This is a genomic window from Mangrovibrevibacter kandeliae (assembly GCF_024519155.1).
GTDB classification, from domain to species: Bacteria; Pseudomonadota; Alphaproteobacteria; order Rhizobiales; family Rhizobiaceae; genus Mangrovibrevibacter; species Mangrovibrevibacter kandeliae.
Window position 1 is genome coordinate 178840 of record NZ_JANIFJ010000003.1, and the last position, 24183, is coordinate 203022.

21 protein-coding genes are annotated in these 24183 nt (G+C 67.8%); 12 read left to right on the top strand and 9 right to left on the bottom strand.

Features of this window, described 5'->3' with window-relative positions:
* Positions 1-9 precede the first annotated feature (9 nt).
* The 4 genes from lpdA (at position 10) to NPA30_RS10465 (ending at position 3410) form a co-directional block, all read left to right on the top strand.
* On the top strand, positions 10-1461 hold the full coding sequence (lpdA, locus tag NPA30_RS10450; protein ID WP_256802614.1) for a dihydrolipoyl dehydrogenase: 1452 nt from the start codon (positions 10-12) through the stop codon (positions 1459-1461).
* Between the two features lie 178 nt (positions 1462-1639).
* A complete protein-coding gene (locus NPA30_RS10455) occupies positions 1640-1903 on the top strand; it encodes a GlsB/YeaQ/YmgE family stress response membrane protein (protein WP_256802615.1) in 264 nt (87 codons plus the stop codon).
* Positions 1904-1938: 35 nt separating this feature from the next.
* Positions 1939-2904, top strand: coding sequence for a lipoyl synthase (gene lipA / locus NPA30_RS10460; protein ID WP_256802616.1), 966 nt, complete (start codon positions 1939-1941; stop codon positions 2902-2904).
* Between the two features lie 14 nt (positions 2905-2918).
* Positions 2919-3410, top strand: a complete 492-nt coding sequence (locus tag NPA30_RS10465; RefSeq protein ID WP_256802617.1) for a type II toxin-antitoxin system RatA family toxin — start codon at positions 2919-2921, stop codon at positions 3408-3410.
* Here NPA30_RS10465 and NPA30_RS10470 read toward each other — a convergent pair.
* Together NPA30_RS10470 and NPA30_RS10475 are read right to left on the bottom strand one after the other, a co-directional pair.
* Positions 3374-3904, bottom strand: coding sequence for a CinA family protein (locus NPA30_RS10470; RefSeq protein ID WP_372338785.1), 531 nt, complete (start codon positions 3902-3904; stop codon positions 3374-3376). The two genes, NPA30_RS10465 and NPA30_RS10470, sit on opposite strands and share 37 nt — an antisense overlap.
* Positions 3901-5091: a bifunctional 2-C-methyl-D-erythritol 4-phosphate cytidylyltransferase/2-C-methyl-D-erythritol 2,4-cyclodiphosphate synthase gene (locus NPA30_RS10475; protein ID WP_256802618.1), complete on the bottom strand. Its 1191-nt coding sequence runs from the start codon at positions 5089-5091 to the stop codon at positions 3901-3903. Before NPA30_RS10475 ends, NPA30_RS10470 begins: the two co-directional genes overlap by 4 nt.
* Positions 5092-5232: 141 nt before the next feature.
* Here NPA30_RS10475 and dusB point away from each other — a divergent pair, with 141 nt between their 5' ends.
* The 8 genes from dusB to hflX all read left to right on the top strand — a co-directional run bounded on the left by dusB (position 5233) and on the right by hflX (position 16482).
* Positions 5233-6285 (top strand): tRNA dihydrouridine synthase DusB, encoded by a 1053-nt coding sequence (dusB, locus tag NPA30_RS10480; RefSeq protein WP_372338786.1) that lies wholly within the window; start codon positions 5233-5235, stop codon positions 6283-6285.
* Positions 6286-6288: 3 nt separating this feature from the next.
* Positions 6289-7404, top strand: a complete 1116-nt coding sequence (locus NPA30_RS10485) for a two-component system sensor histidine kinase NtrB (RefSeq protein ID WP_256802619.1) — start codon at positions 6289-6291, stop codon at positions 7402-7404.
* Between the two features lie 28 nt (positions 7405-7432).
* Positions 7433-8881, top strand: coding sequence for a nitrogen regulation protein NR(I) (gene ntrC / locus NPA30_RS10490; protein WP_256802620.1), 1449 nt, complete (start codon positions 7433-7435; stop codon positions 8879-8881).
* Between the two features lie 431 nt (positions 8882-9312).
* Positions 9313-11547 (top strand): sensor histidine kinase NtrY-like, encoded by a 2235-nt coding sequence (locus NPA30_RS10495; RefSeq protein ID WP_256802622.1) that lies wholly within the window; start codon positions 9313-9315, stop codon positions 11545-11547.
* Position 11548: 1 nt separating this feature from the next.
* Positions 11549-12907 carry a nitrogen assimilation response regulator NtrX gene (gene ntrX, locus NPA30_RS10500; protein ID WP_256802623.1) on the top strand — a complete coding sequence of 453 codons (1359 nt, stop codon included), beginning with the start codon at positions 11549-11551 and terminating at the stop codon, positions 12905-12907.
* Positions 12908-13022: 115 nt separating this feature from the next.
* Positions 13023-14399: a Trk system potassium transporter TrkA gene (gene trkA, locus NPA30_RS10505; protein ID WP_256802624.1), complete on the top strand. Its 1377-nt coding sequence runs from the start codon at positions 13023-13025 to the stop codon at positions 14397-14399.
* A gap of 397 nt (positions 14400-14796) precedes the next feature.
* The gene (hfq, locus tag NPA30_RS10510) at positions 14797-15045 is read left to right on the top strand and encodes an RNA chaperone Hfq (protein ID WP_256802626.1); all 249 of its coding nucleotides are present in this window, start codon (positions 14797-14799) and stop codon (positions 15043-15045) included.
* Positions 15046-16482 carry a GTPase HflX gene (gene hflX, locus NPA30_RS10515; protein WP_256802627.1) on the top strand — a complete coding sequence of 479 codons (1437 nt, stop codon included), beginning with the start codon at positions 15046-15048 and terminating at the stop codon, positions 16480-16482.
* Here hflX and mazG read toward each other — a convergent pair.
* From mazG to NPA30_RS10550, 7 genes are all read right to left on the bottom strand, one after another.
* Entirely contained in the window at positions 16459-17328 is an 870-nt protein-coding gene (gene mazG / locus NPA30_RS10520) for a nucleoside triphosphate pyrophosphohydrolase (protein ID WP_256802628.1), read from the bottom strand. The genes hflX and mazG overlap by 24 nt on opposite strands.
* Positions 17329-17837: 509 nt before the next feature.
* Positions 17838-18629 carry an MBL fold metallo-hydrolase gene (locus NPA30_RS10525; RefSeq protein ID WP_372338787.1) on the bottom strand — a complete coding sequence of 264 codons (792 nt, stop codon included), beginning with the start codon at positions 18627-18629 and terminating at the stop codon, positions 17838-17840.
* Positions 18630-18666: 37 nt separating this feature from the next.
* Entirely contained in the window at positions 18667-19467 is an 801-nt protein-coding gene (locus NPA30_RS10530) for a TatD family hydrolase (protein ID WP_256802629.1), read from the bottom strand.
* Positions 19467-21014 carry a methionine--tRNA ligase gene (gene metG, locus NPA30_RS10535; RefSeq protein WP_256802630.1) on the bottom strand — a complete coding sequence of 516 codons (1548 nt, stop codon included), beginning with the start codon at positions 21012-21014 and terminating at the stop codon, positions 19467-19469. The genes NPA30_RS10530 and metG overlap by 1 nt, the downstream gene beginning before the upstream one ends.
* 102 nt (positions 21015-21116) lie before the next feature.
* Positions 21117-22160 (bottom strand): DNA polymerase III subunit delta', encoded by a 1044-nt coding sequence (locus NPA30_RS10540; protein ID WP_256802631.1) that lies wholly within the window; start codon positions 22158-22160, stop codon positions 21117-21119.
* On the bottom strand, positions 22157-22876 hold the full coding sequence (tmk, locus tag NPA30_RS10545; RefSeq protein WP_256802632.1) for a dTMP kinase: 720 nt from the start codon (positions 22874-22876) through the stop codon (positions 22157-22159). The genes NPA30_RS10540 and tmk overlap by 4 nt, the downstream gene beginning before the upstream one ends.
* A 24-nt stretch (positions 22877-22900) precedes the next feature.
* Positions 22901-24103, bottom strand: coding sequence for a D-alanyl-D-alanine carboxypeptidase family protein (locus tag NPA30_RS10550; RefSeq protein WP_256802633.1), 1203 nt, complete (start codon positions 24101-24103; stop codon positions 22901-22903).
* Positions 24104-24183 lie beyond the last annotated feature (80 nt).

Consider the following 24183-nt stretch of genomic DNA (forward strand, 5'->3'; position numbering starts at 1 on the left):
ACACCCGACATGGCCGACATCTACGACATTCTCATCATCGGCGGCGGGCCGGGCGGGTACGTCGCGGCGATCCGCGCCGCGCAGCTCGGCTTCAAGACGGCCGTCGTGGAGCGCGAGCACCTGGGCGGCATCTGCCTCAACTGGGGCTGCATCCCGACCAAGGCGCTGCTGCGCTCGGCCGAGATCTTCCACTACGCCAACCACGGTGACAAATACGGGCTCACGATCCAGAAGCCCGGCTTCGACATCGGCGCAGTGGTCAAGCGCTCGCGCGGCGTGTCGGCACAGCTGAACGGCGGCGTCGGCTTCCTGATGAAGAAGAACAAGGTCGACGTGATCTGGGGCGAGGCGAAGATCACCAAGGCGGGGAAGGGCGGCCCGGTCGAGGTGGCGGTCGGCAAGCCGTCGAAACCTGCCGTCGAGCCGCAGAACCCGGTGCCCAAGGGCGTCAAGGGCGAGGGCACGTATCAGGCCAAGCACGTCATCGTGGCGACGGGCGCCCGGCCGCGCGTCCTGCCTGGCATCGAGCCGGACGGCGAGCGCATCTGGACCTATTTCGAGGCGATGAAGCCGGCGTCGATGCCGAAGTCGCTGATCGTCATGGGCTCCGGCGCGATCGGCATCGAGTTCGCCTCCTTCTACCGCACCATGGGCGCCGAGGTGACAGTCGTCGAACTCCTGCCGCAGATCATGCCGGTCGAGGACGCAGAGATCGCCGGCGTCGCCCGCAAGCAGCTGGAGAAGCAGGGCCTGAAGATCCTGACGGACGCCAAGGTGTCGAAGGTCGAGAAGACGGCCACGGGCGTCACCGTCACGGTCGAGGCGGGCGGCAAGAGCCAGACGCTCGCGGCGGAGCGGCTGATCTCGGCGGTCGGCGTGCAGCCGAATTCGGAGAAGCTGGGGCTCGAGGAGATCGGCGTCGCGATCGAGCGCGGGGTGATCAAGATCGACGGCTACGGGCGCACCAATGTCGAGGGCATCTATGCCATCGGCGACGTCGCCGGCCCGCCGATGCTCGCTCACAAGGCCGAGCACGAGGGCACGATCTGCGTCGAGAAGATCAAGGGTCTCGACGTGCATCCGATGATCAAGACGCAGATTCCCGGGTGCACCTACTGCCACCCGCAGGTGGCGTCCGTCGGCCTCACCGAGGCGAAGGCGAAGGAGAGAGGACGGGAGATCAGGGTCGGCCGCTTCCCCTTCGTCGGCAATGGCAAGGCGATCGCGCTCGGCGAACCGGACGGGCTGGTGAAGACCATCTTCGACGCCAGGACAGGCGAGCTTCTCGGGGCGCACATGGTCGGCGCCGAGGTGACCGAGCTGATCCAGGGCTTCGTCGTGGCGATGGGCCTGGAGACGACGGAGGAGGAGCTGATGCACACGGTCTTCCCGCATCCGACCCTGTCCGAGATGATGCACGAGTCCGTCCTCGACGCTTACGGAAAGGTCATTCACACCTGATCACGGTCGCCCGATCTCGGGCTGCCGGATGATCTGCCCGGATCTGGGCGGGCGGCGGTGCTCCCCTACGGGTTCGTTCGACGAGGAAATGATCAGATTCCCATGCCAAGGACCTTGCTGAAAATCAGTTGCGCCCAATGTCTGCCACAAAGAGCAACCTCTGTTCGGAGTGACGTCAATGGATGTGAATGGTGTAGGCTGGCTCACGGCCATCATCGTCGGCGGTCTCGCCGGCTGGCTGGCGGAAATGTTCATGAAGAGCGACATGGGCGTCTTCATGAACATCATCCTCGGCATCGTCGGGGCGGTGGTCCTCAACGCGATCCTGGCCGCTTTCGGCCTCGGCTACACCGGCTGGATCGCCTACCTGATCATCGGCTTCATCGGTGCGTGCATCCTGATCGCCGTGTTCCGGATGTTCCGCGGTCGCCGGACGGTCTGATTGCATCCGACCGTGGCCGGTCTTAAGTATCGGCCATGGTCACGCTTCTCGATACCAAGGCCGGGGCTGTGCTCCGGCCCCGCCATCCGGAAAAGGCGCATCGTCCGGACTCTGCGCAGTTGCCGAAGCCGGACTGGATCCGGGTGAGGGCACCCGTTTCGGCGGGCTATGCCGAGACGCGCGAGATCGTACAATCTCACAAGCTGGTCACGGTCTGTGAAGAGGCCGGTTGCCCCAACATCGGCGGATGCTGGGAGCAGAAGCACGCGACCTTCATGATCATGGGCGGCATCTGCACGCGGGCCTGCGCCTTCTGCAACGTCGCCACCGGATTGCCGCACGCGCTCGACCCGGACGAGCCGGCGAGCGTCGGACGTGCCGTCGCCAAGATGGGCCTGAACCACGTCGTCATCACCTCGGTCGACCGTGACGATCTCGCCGACGGGGGCGCACAGCACTTCGTCGAGACGATCCGCGCCATCCGCGCGGCCGCACCGCTCACCACGATCGAGATCCTGACGCCGGACTTCCTGCGCAAGCCGGGCGCGCTCGAAACGGTGGTCGCTGCCAGGCCCGACGTGTTCAACCACAACCTCGAAACGGTCCCGTCGAACTACCTGACGGTCCGGCCGGGCGCGCGCTACTTCCACTCGATCCGCCTCCTGCAGCGGGTGAAGGAGCTCGACCCGACGATCTTCACCAAGTCCGGCATCATGGTCGGCCTCGGCGAGGAGCGGAACGAGGTGCTGCAGTTGATGGACGACCTGCGCACCGCCGACGTCGACTTCCTGACCATTGGCCAATACCTGCAGCCGACCAAAAAGCACCATCCCGTGAAGGCCTACGTCACGCCGGAGGAGTTCAAGTCCTACGAGACGGTCGCCTACACCAAGGGCTTCCTGGTGGTGGCCGCCAGTCCGCTGACGCGCTCCTCGCATCATGCCGGCGCCGACTTCCAACGGCTGAAGGCGGCCCGCCTCGCCCGCCAGGCGGCCGCGTGAGCCCGCGCCGCTGAATGCCGCAGTTCGAGACCACCCGGCATGTGCGGTTCACGGCCGAGCAGATGTTCGCGCTCGTCGCGGACGTCGAGCAGTATCCGCAGTTCCTGCCGCTCTGCCGCAGCCTGACGGTGCGCTCACGCAAGGAGCGCGACGGCAAGACGCTGCTCGTCGCCGACATGACGGTCGCCTACAAGATGGTGCGCGAAAGCTTTGCCTCGCAGGTGCTCCTGAAGCCCGACGAGCGGCGCATCGACGTGAAGTACATCGAGGGGCCGTTCCGTTACCTCGACAACCGATGGACCTTCGAGCCTTCCGCCGATGGCGGCTGCGACGTCCGCTTCTTCATCGACTACGAGTTCAAGAGCCGCACGCTCGGAATGCTGATGGGCTCGGTCTTCGACTATGCCTTTCGCCGCTTCGCCGAAGCCTTCGAGGAGCGAGCGGAACGGATCTACGGGGCGGCAGACGCTCAGGCGGCCGCGTCGCCGTCGTCGCCTGCGGTGTAGTCCGCGAGCCCCTCCATCAGCATCTCCAGCGCGACCGAGACACTGGCCTCGCGGATCTCGGAGCGGCCGATGTCGCCGAAGCGCATCTCGCGATGGCGCGTTGCGGCACTTGTCGCGGACGCGAAGTGGACGAGGCCGACCGGCTTCTCCAGCGAACCTCCGCCGGGTCCGGCAATCCCGGTGATCGCCACCGCGACGTCGGCGGTGGAGCTGCGCAGCGCACCCTCTGCCATCTGACGGGCGACAAGCTCTGAGACCGCACCGTGTTGCGACAGGGCGCTGTCGCGCACGCCGAGCAAGTCGGCCTTGGCCCGGTTGGAATAGGTGACGAAGCCTCGATCGAGCACCGCCGACGAGCCGGGGACCTCGGTGATGAGGGCCGCGACGAGGCCGCCGGTGCAGGACTCGGCGGTGGCGAGCTTGGCGTTCGCGTCGGTGAAGGCAGCGACCAGATCGTATGCCCGCAGCAGCAGCCCCTCGTGGAACATCGTCATGCGCCGTCTCCGTAGATCACGCTGGCCGTCGCGATCGCGGCGATGCCCTCGCGCCGTCCGACGAAGCCGATCGTCTCGTTGGTCGTCGCCTTGACCGATACGCGCTCGAGCGCGATGCCGAGCATCGCCGACAGGTTGAGCCGCATCGCCTCGCGGTGCGGCGCGATCTTCGGCGCCTCGCAGATCAGCGAGATGTCGGCGTTGGCGATGCGGCCGCCGTGGCCGCGCACGATCGAGACGGCCTTCTCGACGAAGATGTGCGAGGGCGCGCCCTTCCACTGCGGATCGCTCGGCGGAAAATGGTCGCCGATGTCGCCGGCGCCGCAGGTCGCCAGCAGTGCGTCGGTCAGCGCATGAAGGCCGACATCTGCGTCCGAGTGCCCCTTCAGGCGCTGGTCATGCGCGATCCGCACGCCGCACAGGGTGACGTGGTCGCCCTCGACCAGCTGGTGCACGTCGTAGCCGTTGCCGGTGCGCACGTCGATCATTGCAGGACGGTTCCGAAGTCGCTCATCGGCCGTCACGATATCACGGGCGAGCGTCAGTTTCAGGTTGTCCGGATCCCCCTCGACGAGCCGGACAGTCAGGCCGGCCCACTCGGCGATGGCGGAGTCGTCGGTGAAGTCGGACCGGCCGGAGGCCGCCGCGGCCTCGTGGGCCCGGCGAATCGCGGCGTAGGGAAAGCCCTGCGGTGTCTGCGCGCCGAAGAGGCCGACCCGATCGACCGTGGCCGAAACGACGCCGTCGCCAATGGCGCGCTTCAACGTGTCCGAGACGGCAAGGGCCGGCAGGGCGGCAGTCGCCTCGGTTACGCAGTCGATCACGCGGTCGATCAGGTCGGGGCTCGTGAACGCGCGCACCGCGTCCTGAATCAGCACGACCTCTGGCGACTCGCGCTGCAGTGCAGCCAGGCCCGCGCGCACCGAGGCCTGCCGGGTGGTGCCGCCGGTCGCGACCAGGACCCGATCGGCCAGATCTCCCGCTGCCATTCGAAAGCGATCACCGTCATCGGCGTGAATCACGGCCACCACCTGGCCGACGCGCGGGTGGCCCAGGAACCGCTCGAGCGTCCGGCGGATCACCGGTACGCCGCCGATGCGCTGATACTGCTTCGGTCCGTCAGCCGTCTGGCCTGCACGTTCGCCGCGCCCGCCGGCGACGATGATCGCTGCGACGAAACTCTTCATTCACCCCGTCCCGATTGCCGCTGCGCCATGCATCATAGGCATGTTCCTTTCGCAAGGCACAATGCTTGTCTTTTGAGCATGCCCGGATAAGGTACAGACGTGATGGCGAAAGAATCGACAGATATGATCGGTGCACATTCCGTGGGCTCCGACGCGGAGCGGTTGCGCGAGCGACTGCCGCTCGGGGCGGCGACGCTCTGCAATCGGGTGTTCATGGCGCCGCTGTCGGGGATCTCGGATGTGCCGTTCCGACGTCTGGCTCGCCGCTTCGGTGCCGGGATGGTGGTGTCCGAGATGGTCGCGAGCGGCGAGTTCGCGCGTGGCGATACCGAGAGCGCGATGCGGGCCATGCGGGACAGCGATGGGGTGCACGTCGTCCAGCTTGCCGGCCGTGAGGTGGGTTGGATGCGGGCGGCGGCCGAGCGGCTGTCTGATGGGGGCGTCGATGTTATCGACATCAACATGGGCTGTCCGGCGAAGAAGGTCGTCGGCGGTCTGTCCGGGTCGGCGCTGATGCGCGATCTCGACCACGCGCTGCGGCTGGTCGAAGCGACCGTCGCCGGCGCCGGCGGCGTCCCGGTGACGCTGAAGATGCGACTCGGCTGGGATCGCACCACGATCAACGCGCCGGAGCTGGCGCGCCGTGCCGAGGCGGCGGGCATCCGTATGGTGACCGTGCATGGACGCACGCGTGACCAGTTCTACGACGGCTCGGCCGACTGGAAGGCGATCGCAGCGGTGAAGGCGGCGGTGACGATTCCGGTGGTGGCGAACGGTGACCTGACGCGCCTGGCCGATGTGCCCGCGATGCTCGGCGCGAGCGGTGCCGACGCTGTGATGATCGGCCGTGCCGCCTGCGGCCGCCCTTGGCTTCCCGGTCTGTTCGCCGGAGCCTGCACGGTGGCTGATCTCGCCGCCATCGACGCAGCCGGTTTCGTGATCGCCCATTACGAAGCCATGCTGGAGCATTACGGCCCCAGCGTCGGCCTGCGCCACGCCCGCAAGCACCTCGGCTGGTACTGCGACGGCCTCGCGGCCTTCCCGGAGCGGCTTTCGGCGAGCGAGCGGGCGGCGCTTCTCGCGGCGAGGGATCCCGGCGCGGTGATGGGCCAGCTGCTGCGGCTCTTCGACGGGCTCAGTCTGGCCGATCTCGAAGCGGTCGATCCGGCGTGCGAACTCCGGCGGGCGGCCTGAGCCATGCGCAGCCCGCTTTCGAATGACGGCAAGATCGCGATCCTCAACGCGCTGCCGCACCCGGTCGTGGTGGTGGACGAGCAGGGCGCCTTCGTCTTCGCCAACTCCGACGCCGAGCAGTTCTTTTCGGCCGGCGCCTCGCATCTCGTGAAGCGCAAGCTGTCGGACTTCATCCCGACCGATAGCCCGCTCTTCGCCCTGATCGACCAGGTGCGTGAGAGCCAGGCCCGGATCAGCGAGTACCGCGTCGACGTGTCGTCGCCGCGCCTCGGCAGCGAACGGCTAGTCGATCTCTACGTGTCGAGCCTGCCGGACCGGCCGGATTTCGTCGTGGTGATGATCCAGCTGCGCTCCATCGCCGACAAGATGGACCGGCAGCTGACCCACCGGGCAGCCGCCCGAAGCGTCACCGGGCTCGCCGCGATGCTGGCGCACGAGATCCGCAACCCGCTCTCCGGCATCAAGGGCGCCGCGCAGCTCCTCGAAACGGCGGCGAGCGACGAGGATCGGGTGCTGACGCGGCTGATCCAGGAGGAGAGCGAGCGGATCGGCAAGCTCGTCGACCGCATGGAGGTCTTCTCCGACCAGCGGCCGATCGAACGCTCGGCGGTAAACATCCACTCCGTGCTGGAGCACGTGAAGACGCTTGCCCGCAGCGGCTTCTCCCGCTCCACCCGCATCCTGGAGACCTACGATCCGTCGCTGCCGCCGGTCTTCGCCAATCGCGACCAGCTGGTCCAGGTGTTCCTGAACCTCGTCAAGAACGCCGTCGAGGCGGTGAACGGCCACGAGGACGGTGAAGTGCGTCTGTCGACGGCCTTCCGACCCGGCGTGCGCCTGTCGGTGCCCGGTACCAAGTCGCGCGTGGCGCTGCCGCTCGAGTTCACCGTCGAGGACAACGGACCCGGCGTCCCGGACGACATCCGCGAGCACATCTTCGACCCGTTCGTCACCACCAAGCCGAGCGGCTCGGGCCTCGGTCTCGCGTTGGTCGCCAAGATCATCGGCGACCACGGCGGGGTCATCGAATGCGATTCCCAGCCGGGCCACACGGCCTTCCGCGTCCTCATGCCGGCCTGGCGCGACGGCGATCCCGTCTCGCCGACGGGCGAGGCATGAGGCGCATGCGTATCTCCAGGAGTAGATGATGGCTGCGGCTCAGATTCTGGTGGCCGACGACGACGCGGCAATCCGCACGGTGATCTCTCAGGCGCTGATGCGGGCCGGCTTCGAGGTCCGCGTCACTGCCAACATTGCGACACTGTGGCGTTGGGTGTCGGCCGGCGACGGCGACCTCGCCATCACCGACGTCCTCCTGCCGGATGGCAATGCCTTCGACGTCCTGCCCAAGATCAAGAACACCCGGCCGGACCTGCCGGTGATCGTGATGAGTGCGCAGAACACCTTCATGACGGCGATCAAGGCGTCCGAGCGCGGCGCCTACGACTACATCCCGAAGCCCTTCGACCTCACCGAACTCGTCGCGACGGTGAAGCGGGCGATCGCCGAACCGAAGGCGGCGCAGCGCAACACCAGCTCGGAGGACGGGCAGGAGGCGATGCCGCTGGTCGGGCGCTCGCCGGCGATGCAGGACATCTATCGCGCCCTTGCCCGCATGATGCAGACCGACCTCACGGTGACGATCACCGGCGAATCCGGCACCGGCAAGGAGCTCGTCGCCCGCGCGCTGCACGACTACGGCCGCCGCCGCAAGGGGCCCTTCGTCGCGATCAACATGGCCGCGATCCCGCGCGACCTGATCGAGTCGGAGCTCTTCGGCCACGAGAAGGGCGCCTTCACCGGCGCCCAGAATCGCTCCAGCGGCCGCTTCGAGCAGGCCGAGGGCGGCACGCTCTTCCTCGACGAGATCGGCGACATGCCGATGGAGGCGCAGACCCGTCTCCTGCGCGTGCTGCAGCAGGGTGAGTACACCGCCGTCGGCGGCCGCACGCCGATCACGACCGATGTGCGCATCGTCGCCGCCACCAACAAGGATTTGCGCCAGCTGATCGCCCGCGGCCTGTTCCGCGAGGATCTGTTCTACCGGCTCAACGTCGTGCCGCTGCGCCTGCCGCCGCTGCGCGAGCGCACCGAGGATCTCCCGGACCTCGCCCGGCACTTCTTCGGCCAGGCCCAGCGCGAGGGCTTGCCGCGCAAGACCCTGAGCCAGGGGGCGCTCGACGTGATGCGGCGCTACCAGTGGCCGGGCAACGTGCGCGAGCTCGAAAATCTCGTGCGGCGCCTGTCCGCGCTGTATCCGCAGGACGAGATCTCGGCCGAGATCGTCGAGCACGAGCTGTCGAGCGAGTTCCAGAAGACGCTGCAGGGGGAGGCGGAGGGGCAGCGCCCGATCGACCTCTCCGGCTCGGTGGAGCGCTACCTCTCCGACTACTTCGCATCCTTCGGCGACGATCTGCCGCCGCCCGGGCTGCACGGCCGCATCCTGCGCGAGGTCGAATATCCGCTGATCGCAGCGGCGCTTGCCGCGACGCGCGGCAATCAGGTGAGGGCGGCGGACCTGCTCGGCGTCAACCGCAACACGCTGCGCAAGAAGATCCGGGACCTCGACATTTCGGTCGTCCGTTCGATCCGCTGACACTCAATTCAGTACGACGGGTGCGGACATGCCGATCCGGAGGTTCGGCCGGTCCCGAGTCCGCTGGACAGGATGTTGAAAAGGTGCGGAAAAGCGCTATCCCATAGGTAGCGTCCGAGCGAGGACAGCCCGGAGATCGTTTGATCGACCGGCGAGGGAGTGCCGCCCCTCCGGACGCGCCTACGATCGCTGAAGGCGCCGCAGCTCAGCGCATGCGTCGCATTGCCCTACGCTACGGTGAAGGCGTCTCGCCTCGCAGCATTTCTCACGCTCGGCGGACGGCATGGCTACCCTCGCGCGGCCCCCGCGTCGTCCGTCACTACGCTGCCGAGTGCTGGCTTCCGTAGGGCGTTGTAAGCCGCTTTCGCTTCTCGTTGTATTTTGGACACATTACGTTGCACCTTGGCAACGTGGCTTCGATACAACGAATCATGGCACCCGAGCTGAACTCCGCGACCATCGATCCGCGTCTCGTCGGCGAGCGCCGGCGCTTCGCCGTCATCCCCGGCATCCTGGCCGTCGTCGGAGCGCTGGTGACCGGCGCGATCTCCTTCGTGGTGCTGATGGGACTGACGCCGATCGCGCCGACCGACACGGTCGTCACGATTGCCTCGTTGGTGAACGGCGCGTTCGTCCTCGTCCTGTGCGTCCTCATCGGCCGCGAAGTGATGCGCATCGTGCGTGCCCGGCGCCAGGGCAAGGCGGCCTCGCGCCTGCACGTGCGCATCGTGGTGCTGTTCGCGATCGTTGCGGTGCTGCCGGCCGTGCTCGTGGCGATCGTCGCCGGCATCACGCTCGACATCGGCCTCGACCGGTGGTTCGGCATGCGCACGCGGGCCATCGTCGAGTCGTCGATCAGCGTCGCCCGCGCCTATGTCAACGAGAATGCCCGCAACCTGCAGGGCACGACGCTGTCGATGGCCTACGACCTCGACTCGCAGCGGCGCCTCTACGATCTCGACCGCACCGGCTTCCAGCAGCTGCTGACCGAGCAGGCGAAGGGCCGCTCGCTGCTCGGCGCGCAGCTGCTGCGCAGGGGTGGCCAGCCCTTCCTCAAGGCCGAGGTGCCGGTCGAGCGGCCGCTGCCGGCGCCGCCGGACGACGCGCTGCGGCAGGCGGAGGAGGGCAATCTCGTCTTCATCCCGCCGGGCGTGACCAACCTCGTCGGCGCGATCATCAAGCTGCGCCAGATCGAGAACACCTATCTCTACACCATCCGCGCAGTCGATCCGGACGTGCTCGAGGCGCTCCGGATGATGGAGGAACGGCAGGCCGAGTACACCAGCCTGGAAAAGAACCGGGTGAACCTGCAGATCGCCTTCGCGCTGCTCTATCTCGGCATCAGCCTGATCGTCCTCCTGTCGGCGATCTGGACCGGCATCGGCGTCGCCGATCGCCTGGTCCGGCCGATCCGGTTGCTGATCTCGGCCGCCGACGACGTCAGCGAGGGCAATCTGACGGTCTCGGTGCCGGTGCGCGTGTCGGACGGCGACGTCGGCTCTCTGTCCAACACCTTCAACAACATGATCCTGCAGCTGCGCAGCCAGCGCAGCGAGCTCGTCAACGCCAAGGACCTAATCGACGAGCGTCGGCGCTTCACCGAGGCGGTGCTGGAGGGCGTGACGGTCGGTGTCGTCGGCGTCGAGGCGGACGACACCGTGTCGATCGTCAATCCGTCGGCCGAGCGCATCCTGGCCATCTCTGCGCAGGACGCCGTCGGCCGCAAGCTCGAGGAGCTGTTCCCGAACATCGCCCGCATCCATGCGGCGGCGCGCCAGTCCAACAAGGCCGAATATCAGGAGCAGGTGAAGCTGAGGATCCGGGACCGCGAGCGGCACCTGGCGATCCGCGTGACCTCGGAGGAATCGGTCCAGGGCAGCGAGTCGAGCGTTGTCACGGTCGACGACATCACCGATCTGGTCGACGCCCAGCGGTCGTCCGCCTGGGCCGACGTCGCTCGCCGCATCGCTCACGAGATCAAGAACCCGCTCACCCCGATCCAGCTCTCGGCCGAGCGCATCCGGCGGCGCTACGGCAAGATGGTCGAGGGCGATCGCGAGGTCTTCGACCGTTGCGTCGACACCATCATCCGGCAGGTCTCCGACATCGGGCGCATGGTCGACGAGTTCTCGAACTTCGCGCGCATGCCCAAGCCGAAGATGGAGAACCGCGACCTGCGCGAGGCGCTGCAGGAAGCGGTCTTCATGCGCGAGATGGGCGACCACGGCATCGCCTTCACGAGCGATTTCGGCCAGCAGCCGATGATCGGCACCTTCGACATCCGGCTTCTGTCACAGGCCTTCGGCAACCTGGTGAAGAACGCGGTCGAGGCGGTGGAGGGGGTCGAGGGCCTGGCGGGCGCCATCCGTCTCCAGGCGGCCCAGCAAGGCGACCGCTATCGGATCGAAGTGATCGACAACGGCCGCGGCTTCCCGCGGGAGGATCGCGACCGGCTGCTGGAGCCCTATATGACGACCCGCGAGAAGGGCACCGGCCTCGGTCTCGCGATCGTCCGGAAGATCATCGAGGAGCATGGCGGCACGATCGCGCTGATGGACGCCCCGGGCGGCGTCGGCGCCATGGTGCGCGTGCTCCTGCCGGCGGGCGGAACGGCGGGCGAGGACGCCGCCGCGGCGCAGCGCAGAAGCGAAGAAAGGGTATTGTGATATGGCATCGGACATCCTGATCATCGATGACGAGGCCGATATCCGCGAACTCGTTTCGGGTATCCTGGAGGACGAGGGGCACGAGACGCGCGTGGCGGCCAATGCCGATGCGGCGCTGCAGTCGATCGCCGACCGGGTGCCGCGCCTGATCTTCCTTGACATCTGGCTGCAGGGCAGCCGGCTCGACGGGCTCGATCTCCTCGACGCGATCAAGGCCCAGCATCCCGAAGTGCCGGTCGTGATGATCTCCGGTCACGGCAACATCGAGACGGCGGTCTCGGCGATCCGGCGCGGCGCCTACGACTACATCGAGAAGCCGTTCAAGGCGGACCGGCTGATTCTCGTCGCCCAGCGGGCGCTCGAGACCTCGAAGCTGAAGCGCGAGATTTCCGAGCTGCGGCGTCGCTCGAGCGATTTCAGCGAGCTGATCGGCAAGTCCCAGGCGATGAACCAGCTGCGCACGACGATCGAGCGCGTCGCACCGACCAACAGCCGCGTGATGATCCTCGGCCCGTCCGGCTCCGGCAAGGAGATGGTCGCACGGGCGATCCATGCCGGCTCGGCCCGCGCCGAAGGGCCGTTCGTCGCGCTCAATGCCGCGGCGATCACGCCGGATCGGATGGAGGTCGAGCTCTTCGGCACCGAGACCCCGGCCGGCACCGAGCGCAAGGTCGGCGCGCTCGAGGAGGCCCATGGTGGCGTCCTCTATCTCGACGAGATCGGCGACATGCCGCGCGAGACGCAGGGCAAGATCCTGCGCGTCCTGACCGACCAGACCTTCGAGCGCGTCGGGGGGAGCAAGAAGGTGAAGGTCGACGTGAGGATCATCTCCTCCACGGCCCAGAACCTCGAGTCGATGATCGCCGAGGGCAGCTTCCGCGAGGATCTGTACCATCGGCTGGCGGTGGTGCCGATCATGGTGCCGGCGCTGTCCGAGCGACGGCTCGACATCCCGCTGCTGATCGAGGCCTTCATGAAGCAGATCGGCGAGCAGACCGGCATCAAGCCGAAGCTGATCAGCGACGAGGCGATGGCGGTGCTGCAGTCGAGTGACTGGCCGGGCAACATCCGCCAGCTGCGCAACAACGTGGAGCGGCTGATGATCCTGTCGCGCGAAGGCGAGGGAGCGATCTCGGCCGACATGCTGCCGAGCGAGGTCGGCGACATGCTACCGCGCACGCCGAGCCAGTCGGACGGGCGCATCCTGGCGCTGCCGCTGCGCGATGCGCGCGAGGTCTTCGAGAAGGAGTACCTGCTCGCCCAGATCAGCCGGTTCGGCGGCAACATCTCGCGCACTGCCGAATTCGTCGGGATGGAGCGCTCGGCGCTGCACCGCAAGCTGAAGTCGCTCGGCATCTGAGAGCCGCGATGCTTGCCGTGCCCCGGGCGGCTCGTGCTACGCCGGCTCCGTCACCGGTCGCCGGCTCGGCACGCGCCGGGTGCAGGCGGCTCGGACGACGGGAAGGGAGAGAACGATGCGGGTGGTGATCTGCGGCGCCGGACAGGTGGGCTACGGCATCGCCGAGCGGCTCGCCTCCGAACAGAACGACGTCGCCGTCATCGACACGTCGCCGGCACTGATCCAGGGCGTGCGGGACACGCTCGACGCACGGGGCTTCGTCGGCCACGGCGCCCATCCCGACGTTCTCGCGGAGGCCGGCGCCGAACAGGCCGACATGATCATCGCCGTCACGCTCTACGACGAGGTGAACATGGTGGCCTGCCAGGTCGCTCACTCGCTGTTCAACGTGCCGACCAAGGTCGCCCGCATCCGGGCCCAGTCCTACCTCCAGCCGCACTGGCAGAACCTCTTCTCCACCGACCACATGCCGATCGACGTGATCATCTCGCCGGAGGTGGAGGTCGGCGAGATGGTGCTGCGGCGGATCGCGCTGCCTGGTGCGATGGACGCCGTGCGCTTCGCCGACGACACGATTGCGATGATCGCCGTTCGGTGCGACGACGACTGCCCGGTGATCAACACGCCGCTGCGCCAGCTGACCCAGCTGTTTCCCGATCTCGGCGCCACCGTCGTCGGGATCTGGCGCAACGACGCACTGTCGATCCCCCACTCGTCCGATCAGATGCTCGCCGGCGACATCGCATACGTGGTGATGGAGCGCAGCCAGGTGCGCCGGACGCTTGCGCTGTTCGGTCACGAGGAGCAGGAGGCCCGCCGCATCGTCATCGCCGGCGGGGGCAATGTCGGCCTCTACGTCGCGCGCGAGATGGAACGGCGCAATGTGGCGGCGAAGGTTCGGGTGATCGAGGCGACCCGCTCGCGCGCGGTCGACATCGCCGACCAGCTGCGGCGCACCGTGGTGCTGCACGGCAGCGCACTCGACCAGATCCTGCTCGCCGAAGCCGACATCGCGGAGGCCGATCTCCTGGTGGCGCTGACCAACGACGACCAGGTCAACATCCTCGCCAGCGTGATGGCCAAGCGCCTCGGTTGCCGCGCCAACCTCACGCTGATCAACAACCCGTCCTACCAGGACTTCACCGGCACGCTCGACATCGACGCCTTCATCAACCCGCGCTGGGTGACGATCTCACGGGTGCTCCAGCACGTGCGGCGAGGGCGCATCCGGGCGGTTCATTCGGTGCAGAACGGAGCTGCCGAGGTGATCGAGGCCGAGGCGCTCGAAACCTCGCCGCTGGTCGGCAAGCCGCTGCGCGAGATCGAGCTTCCGGACGGGCTGAAGATCGGCGCGATCCACCGTGCCGGCGCTTACGTGCCGCTCGACGGGCGCACCAAGATCAAGGCCAAGGATCGTGTGGTGATCTTCGCGGCCGCTGGCGCAGTGCGTCACGTCGAGCAGATGTTCCGCGTCAGCCTCGAGTTCTTCTGAACGCCTGCGTCAGGCGAACGGCCCCGGACGCTGTCGACGGGCCGGACAGGCGACGGGCCGAACCGCCCAGATGCGGCCACACCGGCGGCTGCGCGTGCAAATGCAAGCTTAAACGCCTATATCGGTGTAGAAAACTGTTGGCGAACATCGTGTGGCGGAGGTCCGGCTCTTGCGTTTGCACAGAGCCGGTCTTCCAAATGAGTGCGGTGCGACGGAAAAGACCGAGTCCCGGTCGGAGAGGGGGTCTCCGGCCGCTTCGGCGTGGCCGTCATGCTGTCAGCGGTCTTGGGCCCGGCCGGCGGCGCGACCCGTGACCGGGAAGGGGGCGTGGCCTCCTCTTCTGTGCGTGAAGCGGAAGAGGTGGCCGCCAACAACAAAATAATCGGGACGTACGATCATGGCTGAACGCCTGCAGAACCTTCAGGATCTTTTCCTCAACACCGTCCGCAAGCAGAAGATTTCGCTCACGATCTTTCTCGTGAACGGCGTCAAGCTGACCGGTGTGGTGACGTCGTTCGACAATTTTTGCGTGCTCTTGCGGCGCGACGGCAACTCGCAGCTCGTCTACAAGCACGCCATTTCCACCATCATGCCATCACAACCGGTCAATATGTACGAAGGCGGCGAAGAGGAGAGGAAGGCCTGATTGGCTGAACTGGACAGAGCCGGTCCGCGAGGACCGATCGAGCACCGGCAGGTGGCGACCCGCGCAGGGGTCTTCGTGCCGGTTCTGAAGCAGGCGCAGACACGGGACGAGACGGGCGCCGAGCCGACGCCGCGCAGCGAGGAGCAGCGGCTGGCCGAGGCGCTGGGCCTGGCCGCGGCGATCGAACTCGACATTCGTGCGCAAGGCATCGTGCCGGTCGGCAAGCCGCAACCGGCGACGCTGATCGGGTCGGGGAAGCTCGAGGAGATCAAGGGCGTCGTTGCAGCCGAAGAGATCGGTCTGGTGATCATCGATCATCCGCTGACGCCGGTGCAGCAGCGCAATCTCGAAAAGGAGCTGAACGCCAAGGTGCTCGACCGCACCGGCCTGATCCTGGAGATCTTCGGCCGGCGGGCGCGCACCAAGGAAGGCCGGCTGCAGGTCGACCTCGCGCATCTGCGCTACCAGCGCGGCCGCCTCGTGCGCAGCTGGACCCACCTGGAGCGTCAGCGCGGTGGTGCCGGCTTCCTCGGTGGCCCGGGCGAGACGCAGATCGAAGCCGATCGACGGCAGCTGCAGGAGAAGATCAGCCGGCTCGAACGCGAGCTCGAGGCCGTGCGGCGCACCCGCCATCTGCACCGGTCCAAGCGCAAGAAGGCGCCGAACCCGGTCGTCGCGCTCGTCGGCTACACCAATGCCGGCAAGTCGACGCTCTTCAATGCCATCACCGGCGCGGGCGTCTTCGCGCAGAACCTCCTGTTCGCCACGCTCGACCCGACGCTGCGCCGGGTCGACCTGCCGCACGGCACCGAAGTGATCCTGTCCGACACCGTCGGCTTCATCTCCGATCTGCCGACCCATCTCGTCGCCGCCTTCCGTGCGACGCTCGAGGAGGTCGTCGAGGCCGAACTGATCCTGCACGTGCGCGACATGTCGGATCCCGACGCCCTGGCGCAGTCGGCGGACGTCAACAAGATCCTCACCGACCTCGAAATCGACACCGAGGACAGCGCCCGGGTCGTCGAGGTCTGGAACAAGGTCGACCGGCTTGACGATACGGCACGCGCGCATCTGGAGGCCGCTGCCGAGGGACGGGCGGACGGGCAGGGGGTGCATCTGGTGTCGGCGATCAGCGGCGAGGGCATCTCCGGGCTCCTCGCCGACATCGAGGCTCGGATCGCCGGCCGCCCGACGGAGCTGCATCTCCAACTGCAGCCGGACAGCCTCGGCATGCTGCCCTGGATCTACGAGAACGGAGCCGTCACCGAGCGCAAGGATCGCGAGGACGGCAGCGTGGCACTCGCCATGCAGCTGACGGCACAGGCGCAGGCCGAACTGCGGCGGATGGCGGAGCGCGAGGCCGGACTCGTCCTCGTCGAGCAGGAGGGCGACAACCCGACCGGCGAGGCTGCCTCAGGCGTTGCCGCCAAGGCCTGATTTGGCCTCCTGCCAGAGCGCTTCCATCTCCGTGAGGTCGGCCTCGGCAGCGGTGCGGCCGTTTTCCTCGAGGCGCGCCTCGACGTGGCCGAAGCGGCGGCGGAACTTGCGTGACGTGCGTCGCAGGGCCGCCTCCGGATCGATCTCGTGGTAGCGTGCGAGGTTGACGAGGCTGAACAGCATGTCCCCAAACTCGTCCTCCCGCGCGTCGGCGTCCGCGCTCCGCACCGCATCCGCGAACTCGCCGATTTCTTCCCGGATCTTGTCGATGATCGGCGCCGCCGCATCCCAGTCGAAGCCGACCGTTGCGGCGCGCTGCTGCACCTTCAGCGCCTCCGTCAGCGCCGGAAACGCGGTCGGCACCGCGTCGAGCAGCCGCGCCGTGGCGCCTTCCGACGGCAGGCGGCTCCAGCCATCGGCCGGCACACCGCCGGCCCGGCGCTCGGCGCGGCGGGTGGCCTTCTCGGCGCGCTCCTCGGCCTTGATGCGGTCCCATTGACCCTTGGCGGAGCGCGCGCTGCGGGCCTCAGCGTCGCCGAAGACGTGCGGATGGCGCCGGATCATCTTGCGCGTCACGGCCTCGACGACTGCGCCGAAGTCGAAGAGGCCGAGTTCTGTGGCAAGCTGCGCGTGATAGACGACCTGCAGCAACAGATCGCCGAGCTCCTCGCAGAGCTCGTCGGCGTCGCGCCGCTCGACCGCGTCGGCGACCTCGTAGGCTTCCTCGATCGTGTACGGCACGATCGTCTCGAAACTCTGTTCGATGTCCCACGGGCACCCGGACTGCGGATCGCGCAGCGCGGCCATGATCTCGACCAGACGGGACACGTCGCGGGATGGCTGCATCAGAACTCTCCAAATGACGTCGGTGCGAGGGTGGGGCAGCTAGGCGTCAGCAGCGTGGCGAAGGCAAGAGCCGATGCGGCGTCTGGATCAGCCCTTGACGCGGCTTTCGGATTTCGCTGCCGACGAGCTTACAGCTAAGTTGCATAAGATAGATTATGGAACATGAAGAAGCCTGCGTAGCGCTTTGAAATGGCTGAGATGCGGACGTGGAGCGATCTCTAGACGCATCGATGAAAGCAGCTCCGCGTCAGGATAACGCGCAGATCCGAGGTTTCGAGGCCTGACGCTTCCTCGTCCAGCGCCTTCGCGAGGCTTCGTCGACTGGGTCTCCGGCGCCCGACACCGGGTGCTCCGCCGGCGGCTCGGCCGTCTGATAAACGCAGGCACCGCAGACGATTGGCGCTTCACGATCAGGCTTTCGCCGACAAAACTCCGGCCGCGTCCAGTCAACGGTCCGGCAGCGGCGGCTGGGCTCGTCCCGTATTGTTGGGCTCGACCGCCGCCGGCGGTCAACCGAGGTCGAAGTCGAGAACGAGTCCATCATAAGCCGGCTGAACATGCGAGGGCAGCTGGTCGCGGAGCGCCACGTAGTCGAGCGGCGTATGCATGTGCGTCAGGCTTGCTGCGGGCACGCCGAGACGTTCGACCCAGCCCATTGCCTGGCCCAGCGAGAGATGGCTCGGGTGCTCGCGATATTGCAGCGCGTCGATGACGATGTGCTCCGCGCCGGCGATGGCGGCGATGGCGCTCGGCGGGAAGTCGCTGACGTCGCTGCAGTAGGCCAGCGGGCCGATGCGAAAGCCGAGCGAGTGAATGCTGCCGTGCACCTGTTCAAACGGCAGCACGTCGATCGGCCCGCCCGGGCCATCCACCGTGAAGCGGGCGCCGGCCATGATCTGCACCCAGCGGGCGATCGGCGGATAGTTGCTGTGCGCCGGCGTTTCGAAGCAGTAGCCGAACGCCTCGGACACCCGGGCGAACGTCGGCGCGTCGGCGTGCACGGGCACTCGATGGTGTTGCGACAGCATGTAGCCGCGCAGATCGTCGATGCCGTGGATGTGGTCGGCGTGCGGATGCGTCAGGAGGACGGCGTCGAGCCGAGCGACGGCGGCCGAGATCATCTGCTCGCGGAAGTCCGGGCCGCAGTCGATGACCGCCACGGTCTTTCCATTCGAGCCGATGCGTTCGACGAGCGCCGAGGCGCGGCGGCGGCGATTGCGCGGCTCGGCCGGATCGCACGCCCCCCAATCGCCGGTGATCCGTGGAACGCCCGGCGACGACCCGCAGCCGAGGATCGTCACGCGCAGCCGCGGCGGGCTCACGATGCCGCTCGAGCGATCATGCCGACCTCGGATCCGGCACCTTCGAAAACAGCCGGAAGAAGCTGTCGCTCGTCTGCCGGGCGAAGTCGGCGATCTCCAGGCCCTTCACCTCGGCCAGAACCTCCGCCGTGTGGCGCGTGTAGCCGGGCTCGTTGCGCTTGCCCCTATACGGAGGCGGCGCGAGATAGGGTGCGTCGGTCTCGACCAGCATCCGCTCCATCGGAACGTCCGCGGCGATGGCCCGCAGTTCCTCGGACTTCTTGAAGGCGGCGATGCCCGAGAACGAGACGTAGCCGCCGAGCGATAGCCCGGTCTCGGCAAGCGCCCGGCCGGAGGAGAAGCAGTGGAGCACGAAGGGGAAGGCACCCTCGCCCGTCTCCTCGCGCAGGATCTGCGCCATGTCCTCGTCGGCATCGCGCGCGTGGATCACCAGCGGCAGCCCGGTCTGGCGCGCGGCGCGGATATGGGTGCGGAACACGCGCGCCTGCACGTCGCGCGGCGCCTTATCGTAGAAATAGTCGAGCCCGGCCTCTCCGATGGCGACGATCTTCGGCGCCGCCGCCAGCCGGACGAGCTCGTCGGTCGTCACGTCGGGCTCTTCCGCGGCCTGATGCGGATGCGTGCCGACCGAGGCATAGACGTTCGGGTAGCGCTCGGTGAGCGCGACGAGGTCGGCGAGGCGCCGCACGCGCGTCGAGATCGTCACCATCAGCTTCACGCCGTTCGCATCGGCACGTGCAATCAGCGCGTCGCGATCCGCCTCGAAATCCGGGAAGTCGAGATGGCAGTGGCTGTCGACCAGGAACACGTCGTCCATCAGCCCGCCTCGGCCTCCGGCTCGACATAGCGCGGAAACACCGGCTGCGGTGCCGGCAGCGCCCGACCGGGCGGCAGGCCGCGATCCGGGGTCAGCTCGCTAAACGAGCGCTCGTCCTCCGGCACGCCGAGCGCGGCAAGCAGCCGCCCCGCGCCATCGGGCACGAACGGCTGCAGAAGGATGCCGACGCGCCGCATGATCTCCGCGGTGACGTAGAGCACCGTCGCCATGCGCGCCGGGTCGCTCTTGCGCAGCGCCCAGGGCTCCTGCGCCGCAAAATAGCGGTTGGCGTCGGCCACCACCTGGAAGGCGGCGGCGAGGATGGCGTGCAGCTCCTGCGTCTCGACGGCGAGGCGCGCGCGCGTCAGCAAGGCGCCGCTCGCCGCCAGCATAGTCTCGTCGGCTTCGGAGAAGGCGCCGGGTTGCGGCACCCTGCCCTCGCAGTGCTTGGCGATCATCGACAGCGAGCGCTGCGCGAGATTGCCGAGATCGTTGGCGAGGTCCGAGTTGGTGCGGTTGACGATCGCCTCGTGTGAGTAACTGCCGTCCTGGCCGAACGGCACCTCGCGCAGCAGGAAGTAGCGCAGCTGGTCGAGCCCGTAGGTCTCGATCAGCGCGAAGGGATCGATGACGTTGCCGACCGACTTCGACATCTTCTCCCCGCGGTTGAACAGGAAGCCGTGTGCGAAGACGCGCTTGGGCAGCTCCAGCCCCGCGGACAGAAGGAAGGCCGGCCAGTAGACTGCGTGGAAGCGGACGATGTCCTTGCCGATGACGTGGAGGTCGGCGGGCCAGAAGTGGCTGCGCGGCCCCTCGTCCGGGTAACCGGTCGCGGTCAGGTAGTTGGTCAGCGCGTCGACCCAGACGTACATCACATGGTCGTCGGCGTCCGGAACGGGAATGCCCCAGTCGAAGGTGGTGCGGGAAATCGACAGGTCGCGCAGCCCGGACCTGACGAAGGACACGACCTCGTTGCGCCGCTCGGTCGGACCGACGAAGTCCGGGTGCGACTCGTAATGGGCGAGCAGCCGCTCCTGGAAGGCGGAGAGACGGAAGAAATAGCTGTCCTCCTCCACCCATTCGACCGGCGTGCCCTGTGGCCCGTAGCGCTTGCCGTCCTCGCGCAGGCTGGTCTCGTCTTCGGCGTAGTAGGCCTCGTCGCGAACCGAGTACCAGCCCGAATAGCTGTCGCGGTAGATGTCGCCGGCCGCCTCCATGCGGCGCCAGATGTCCTGGCTTGCGGCGTAATGGCGCGGCTCGGTGGTGCGGATGAAGTCGTCGTTGGTGCCGCCGAGCGCGGCGGCCATGCGCTTGAACTCGCCGGCATTGCGCTCGGCGAGATCCTGCACGGGAAGGCCCTGGTCGCGCGCCGTCTGCAGCATCTTGATGCCGTGCTCGTCGGTGCCGGTCAGGAAGAAGACGTCGTAGCCGTCCAGCCGCTTGAACCGGGCGATCGCATCGGTCGCAATCAGCTCATAGGCGTGGCCGATGTGCGGCTTGCCGTTCGGATAGGAGATCGCGGTGGTGATGTAAAAAGGTTCGGCCATCGTCCGGCAGGTTCGTCAAAGGTGCTCGCCCCTGCCACATAGGCCATCCCTCCCCGCGCCTCAATGCGAAAGCCGCCGCTGCAACGCGTCCGCCGTGCGCCCTCAGCTGTCCGACGGCGCGGCGGCCGACCGCAATTCGGCCAGACCGGCAAAGAAGCTGAGGAGCGTCTGCTTGCGATCGAGATTGTAGGCGGCGGCCTCGGCGAAGCGGTTGCGCTCGGCGCGCCAGAACTCGGCGAGCCTTGCAGCCCCCGCGGCGTCCTCGACGAGCCGCGCCTCCGCCTCCTCGGCCAGCGCCCGGAACAGGCCTTCGACGAGGAGGTCATGGGCGCTTTCGCGGCCCTTCAAGACGAGCGCGTCGGCCACGGCATGGATCTCGCTCCATTCCGGCTGCGGCGCGGCGTAGAGCCGGCGCAGCCGCTCCTCGACCTCCAGTCCGCCGCTGAGCGCCATGGCGATGGCCGTGCGCACGCTGCCCTCGGCAAGCGCGGCCGCGCGCTGGGCCTCGCCGGGATCGATCGCCACCGGCAGATCCGCCAACACCGTCGCCAGCGTCGCCTCGTCGAGCGGCTCGAAGCGCAGCACCCGGCAGCGGGAGCGGATGGTGGGCAGGATGCGGCCCGGTGCGTGGTTGACGATCAGGAACACCGATCGCGCCGGTGGCTCCTCCAGGATCTTCAGAAGCGCGTTGGCGGCGCTGCGGTTCATATCGTCCGCCGGATCGACGATTGCGACCCGCCAGGCGTCGCGCCCTGTCGTCGCGTGGAAGAAGCGGTTCAGCCGGCGCACCTCGTCGACCGTGATCTGGGTGCGAAAGCCGCTGCCGCGGTCGACCGGTGGCCGGGCGATGTGCAGGAGATTCGGATGGCTGCCCTGGGCGATCTGCCGCCGCACGGCGGCGGCCGTCGGTGGATCGGCGTCCGGCGGTGTCAGCAGTGCGCGGGCGAACTCGAAGGCGCTCGTCGCCTTGCCGATCCCCCGAGGGCCCTGGAAGAGCCAGGCGTGGTGCAGCCGGCCCGCGGCGCGTGCGGCAGCCAGCGCCTGCCGTGGCTCGGCATGGCCGCGCACCCTGCAGGTTTCGGCGGGGCCGGGAATGCCGTCGAGCGTGTCGTGCTGCTCCGGCGCCAGAGCCTCGCTGGAACTCACGCGCCGCCGGCGCCCTGTACGGCCGCGCCGAGCGAATGGCCCACACGCTCGAGGCGGTGGGCCGAGAGACGATCTTCGACGATGCGGGCGATCTCGTCAGCCACGGCGTTCACCGGCTGGCGGGCGTCGACCACCACGCAGCGGTCGCTCTCCATCTCCGCGATGCCGAGGAAACCGCGGCGCCGGCTTTCGTGGACGGCGACGTCCTCCTTCTCGAAGCGGTCCGGCAGAGCCTTGCCGCGGCGCGCGGCGGCGCGGCGTAGCCCATCCGCAGCCGGCAGGTCGAGCACGATCGTGAGGTCCGGATAGACGCCGGACAGCGCGGCGCGCTCGAGACAGTCGAGGAGTTCGGTGTCCATGTCCGAACCGAGGCCCTGATAGACGCGGGTGGAATCGTGGAACCGGTCGCTGATGACGATGCGCCCGGCCTCCAGCGCCGGCCGAATCAGCTGCGCCACGTGGTCGGCGCGCGCCGCAGCGAAGAGGATCGCTTCGACCTCTTCGCCAAAGGCCTCCGCCGCGCCCGACAGGATGACGTAGCGCAGCGCGTCCGCGCCGGGCGATCCGCCCGGTTCGCGGGTCGTCACGACGTCCCTGCCCTCCTCCCGCAGCCAGCCGGCCAGCCGCTCGATCTGCGTAGTCTTGCCGCTGCCTTCGCCACCTTCGAAGGTGATGAAGAAGCCCGGCACGGACTGGGATGACAGGGAGGCGTCCATCGCCGATGTCGACCTTGATACTCGTTACAGCGTCTTCAGCCAGCCGAAGGCGAGTTCGCCGACCGCGTCAAGCGCACGTTCGGAGAAACTGCCCTGGGGCACGGCTTCGGCAGCATAAAGCGGGCGGCTGACGCTCGCCAGGCCGCCGATGCGCAGCACCAGGGTGCCGACCTGCTCGCCGGCGGCCACCGGCGCCTGCAGCGGCTCGTCATATTGGATGTGTGCGCTCACGCTCTGCGGCGCGTCCGTCGGAATGTAGGCGACGATCGGGTCCTGCACGACAAGACCGACGCCGTTCGCTGCGCCGCCGAAGATCTCGGCGCTGCCCACGCGATCGCCCGGCCTGAAGAGCTGGGCGCGGCGAAAGCTCGTCGCCGCCCAGGCCATCATGCGGCGGGACTCGTCGGTGCGGTCCTTCAGGCTCGGCAGGCCGCTCATTGCCAGGTAGGTGAGGCGCGGACCGGCTTCGGTGACGCCGAGGAGCGCATAGCCAGAAGCCTCCGTGTAGCCGGTGCCCATGCCGGTCGCGCCCTGATCCAGCGACAGGAGCGGATTCCGGTTGCGCTGGAAGATGTTGTTCCACTCGAAGCTCGGCTCCGAGTAGATCTTGTAGAGCTCCGGGTAGGTGGTGCGGATGTGCCGGGCGAGGAGGACGAGGTCGCGGACCGTGACCTGCTGACCTTCGGCCGGCAGGCCAGTCGGATTGACGAACACCGAATCCGTCAGGCCGATCTCCACCGCGCGCTGGTTCATCAGCTTTGCGAAGGCCGCCTCCGAGCCCGCCATGCCCTCGGCAATGGCGATGCAGGCGTCGTTGGCCGCCTGTACGATCGCGCCACGGATCAGCGCGCCGAGCGGCACCATCGAGTTGACCTTGGCGAACATCGTCGAGGTGCCCGAGGGCGCGCCGCCGGTACGCCAGGCGTGCTCGGTGACCTTGAACTCCTGGTCGAGGGTCAGCTTGCCCGAGCGGATCGCCTCGAACACCACCTCCATCGTCATGAGCTTGGCGAGCGAGGCCGGCGGAAACGGCTTTCTGGCGTTCTTCTCGTAGAGGATCGCGCCCGTCTCGCCGTCGACGATCAGCGCTTCCTCGGCGGTCGTTGCGAGCATCGCCGCCGCCGCCGCCGCGGCCGGCTCGGCCGCTCCGGCTCTGGCGGGAATCGCAACGTCGAGGCAGAGGATAGTCGCGGCGATCAGCGATCGGATGAACTGTCTCTGCGGCATGCAAACCCGGCTCGATCGCGCTGTATCCGACCTGTCAGGCCATCATAGCAGATCGCCGCCCCTCAGTGACAGATCGATCC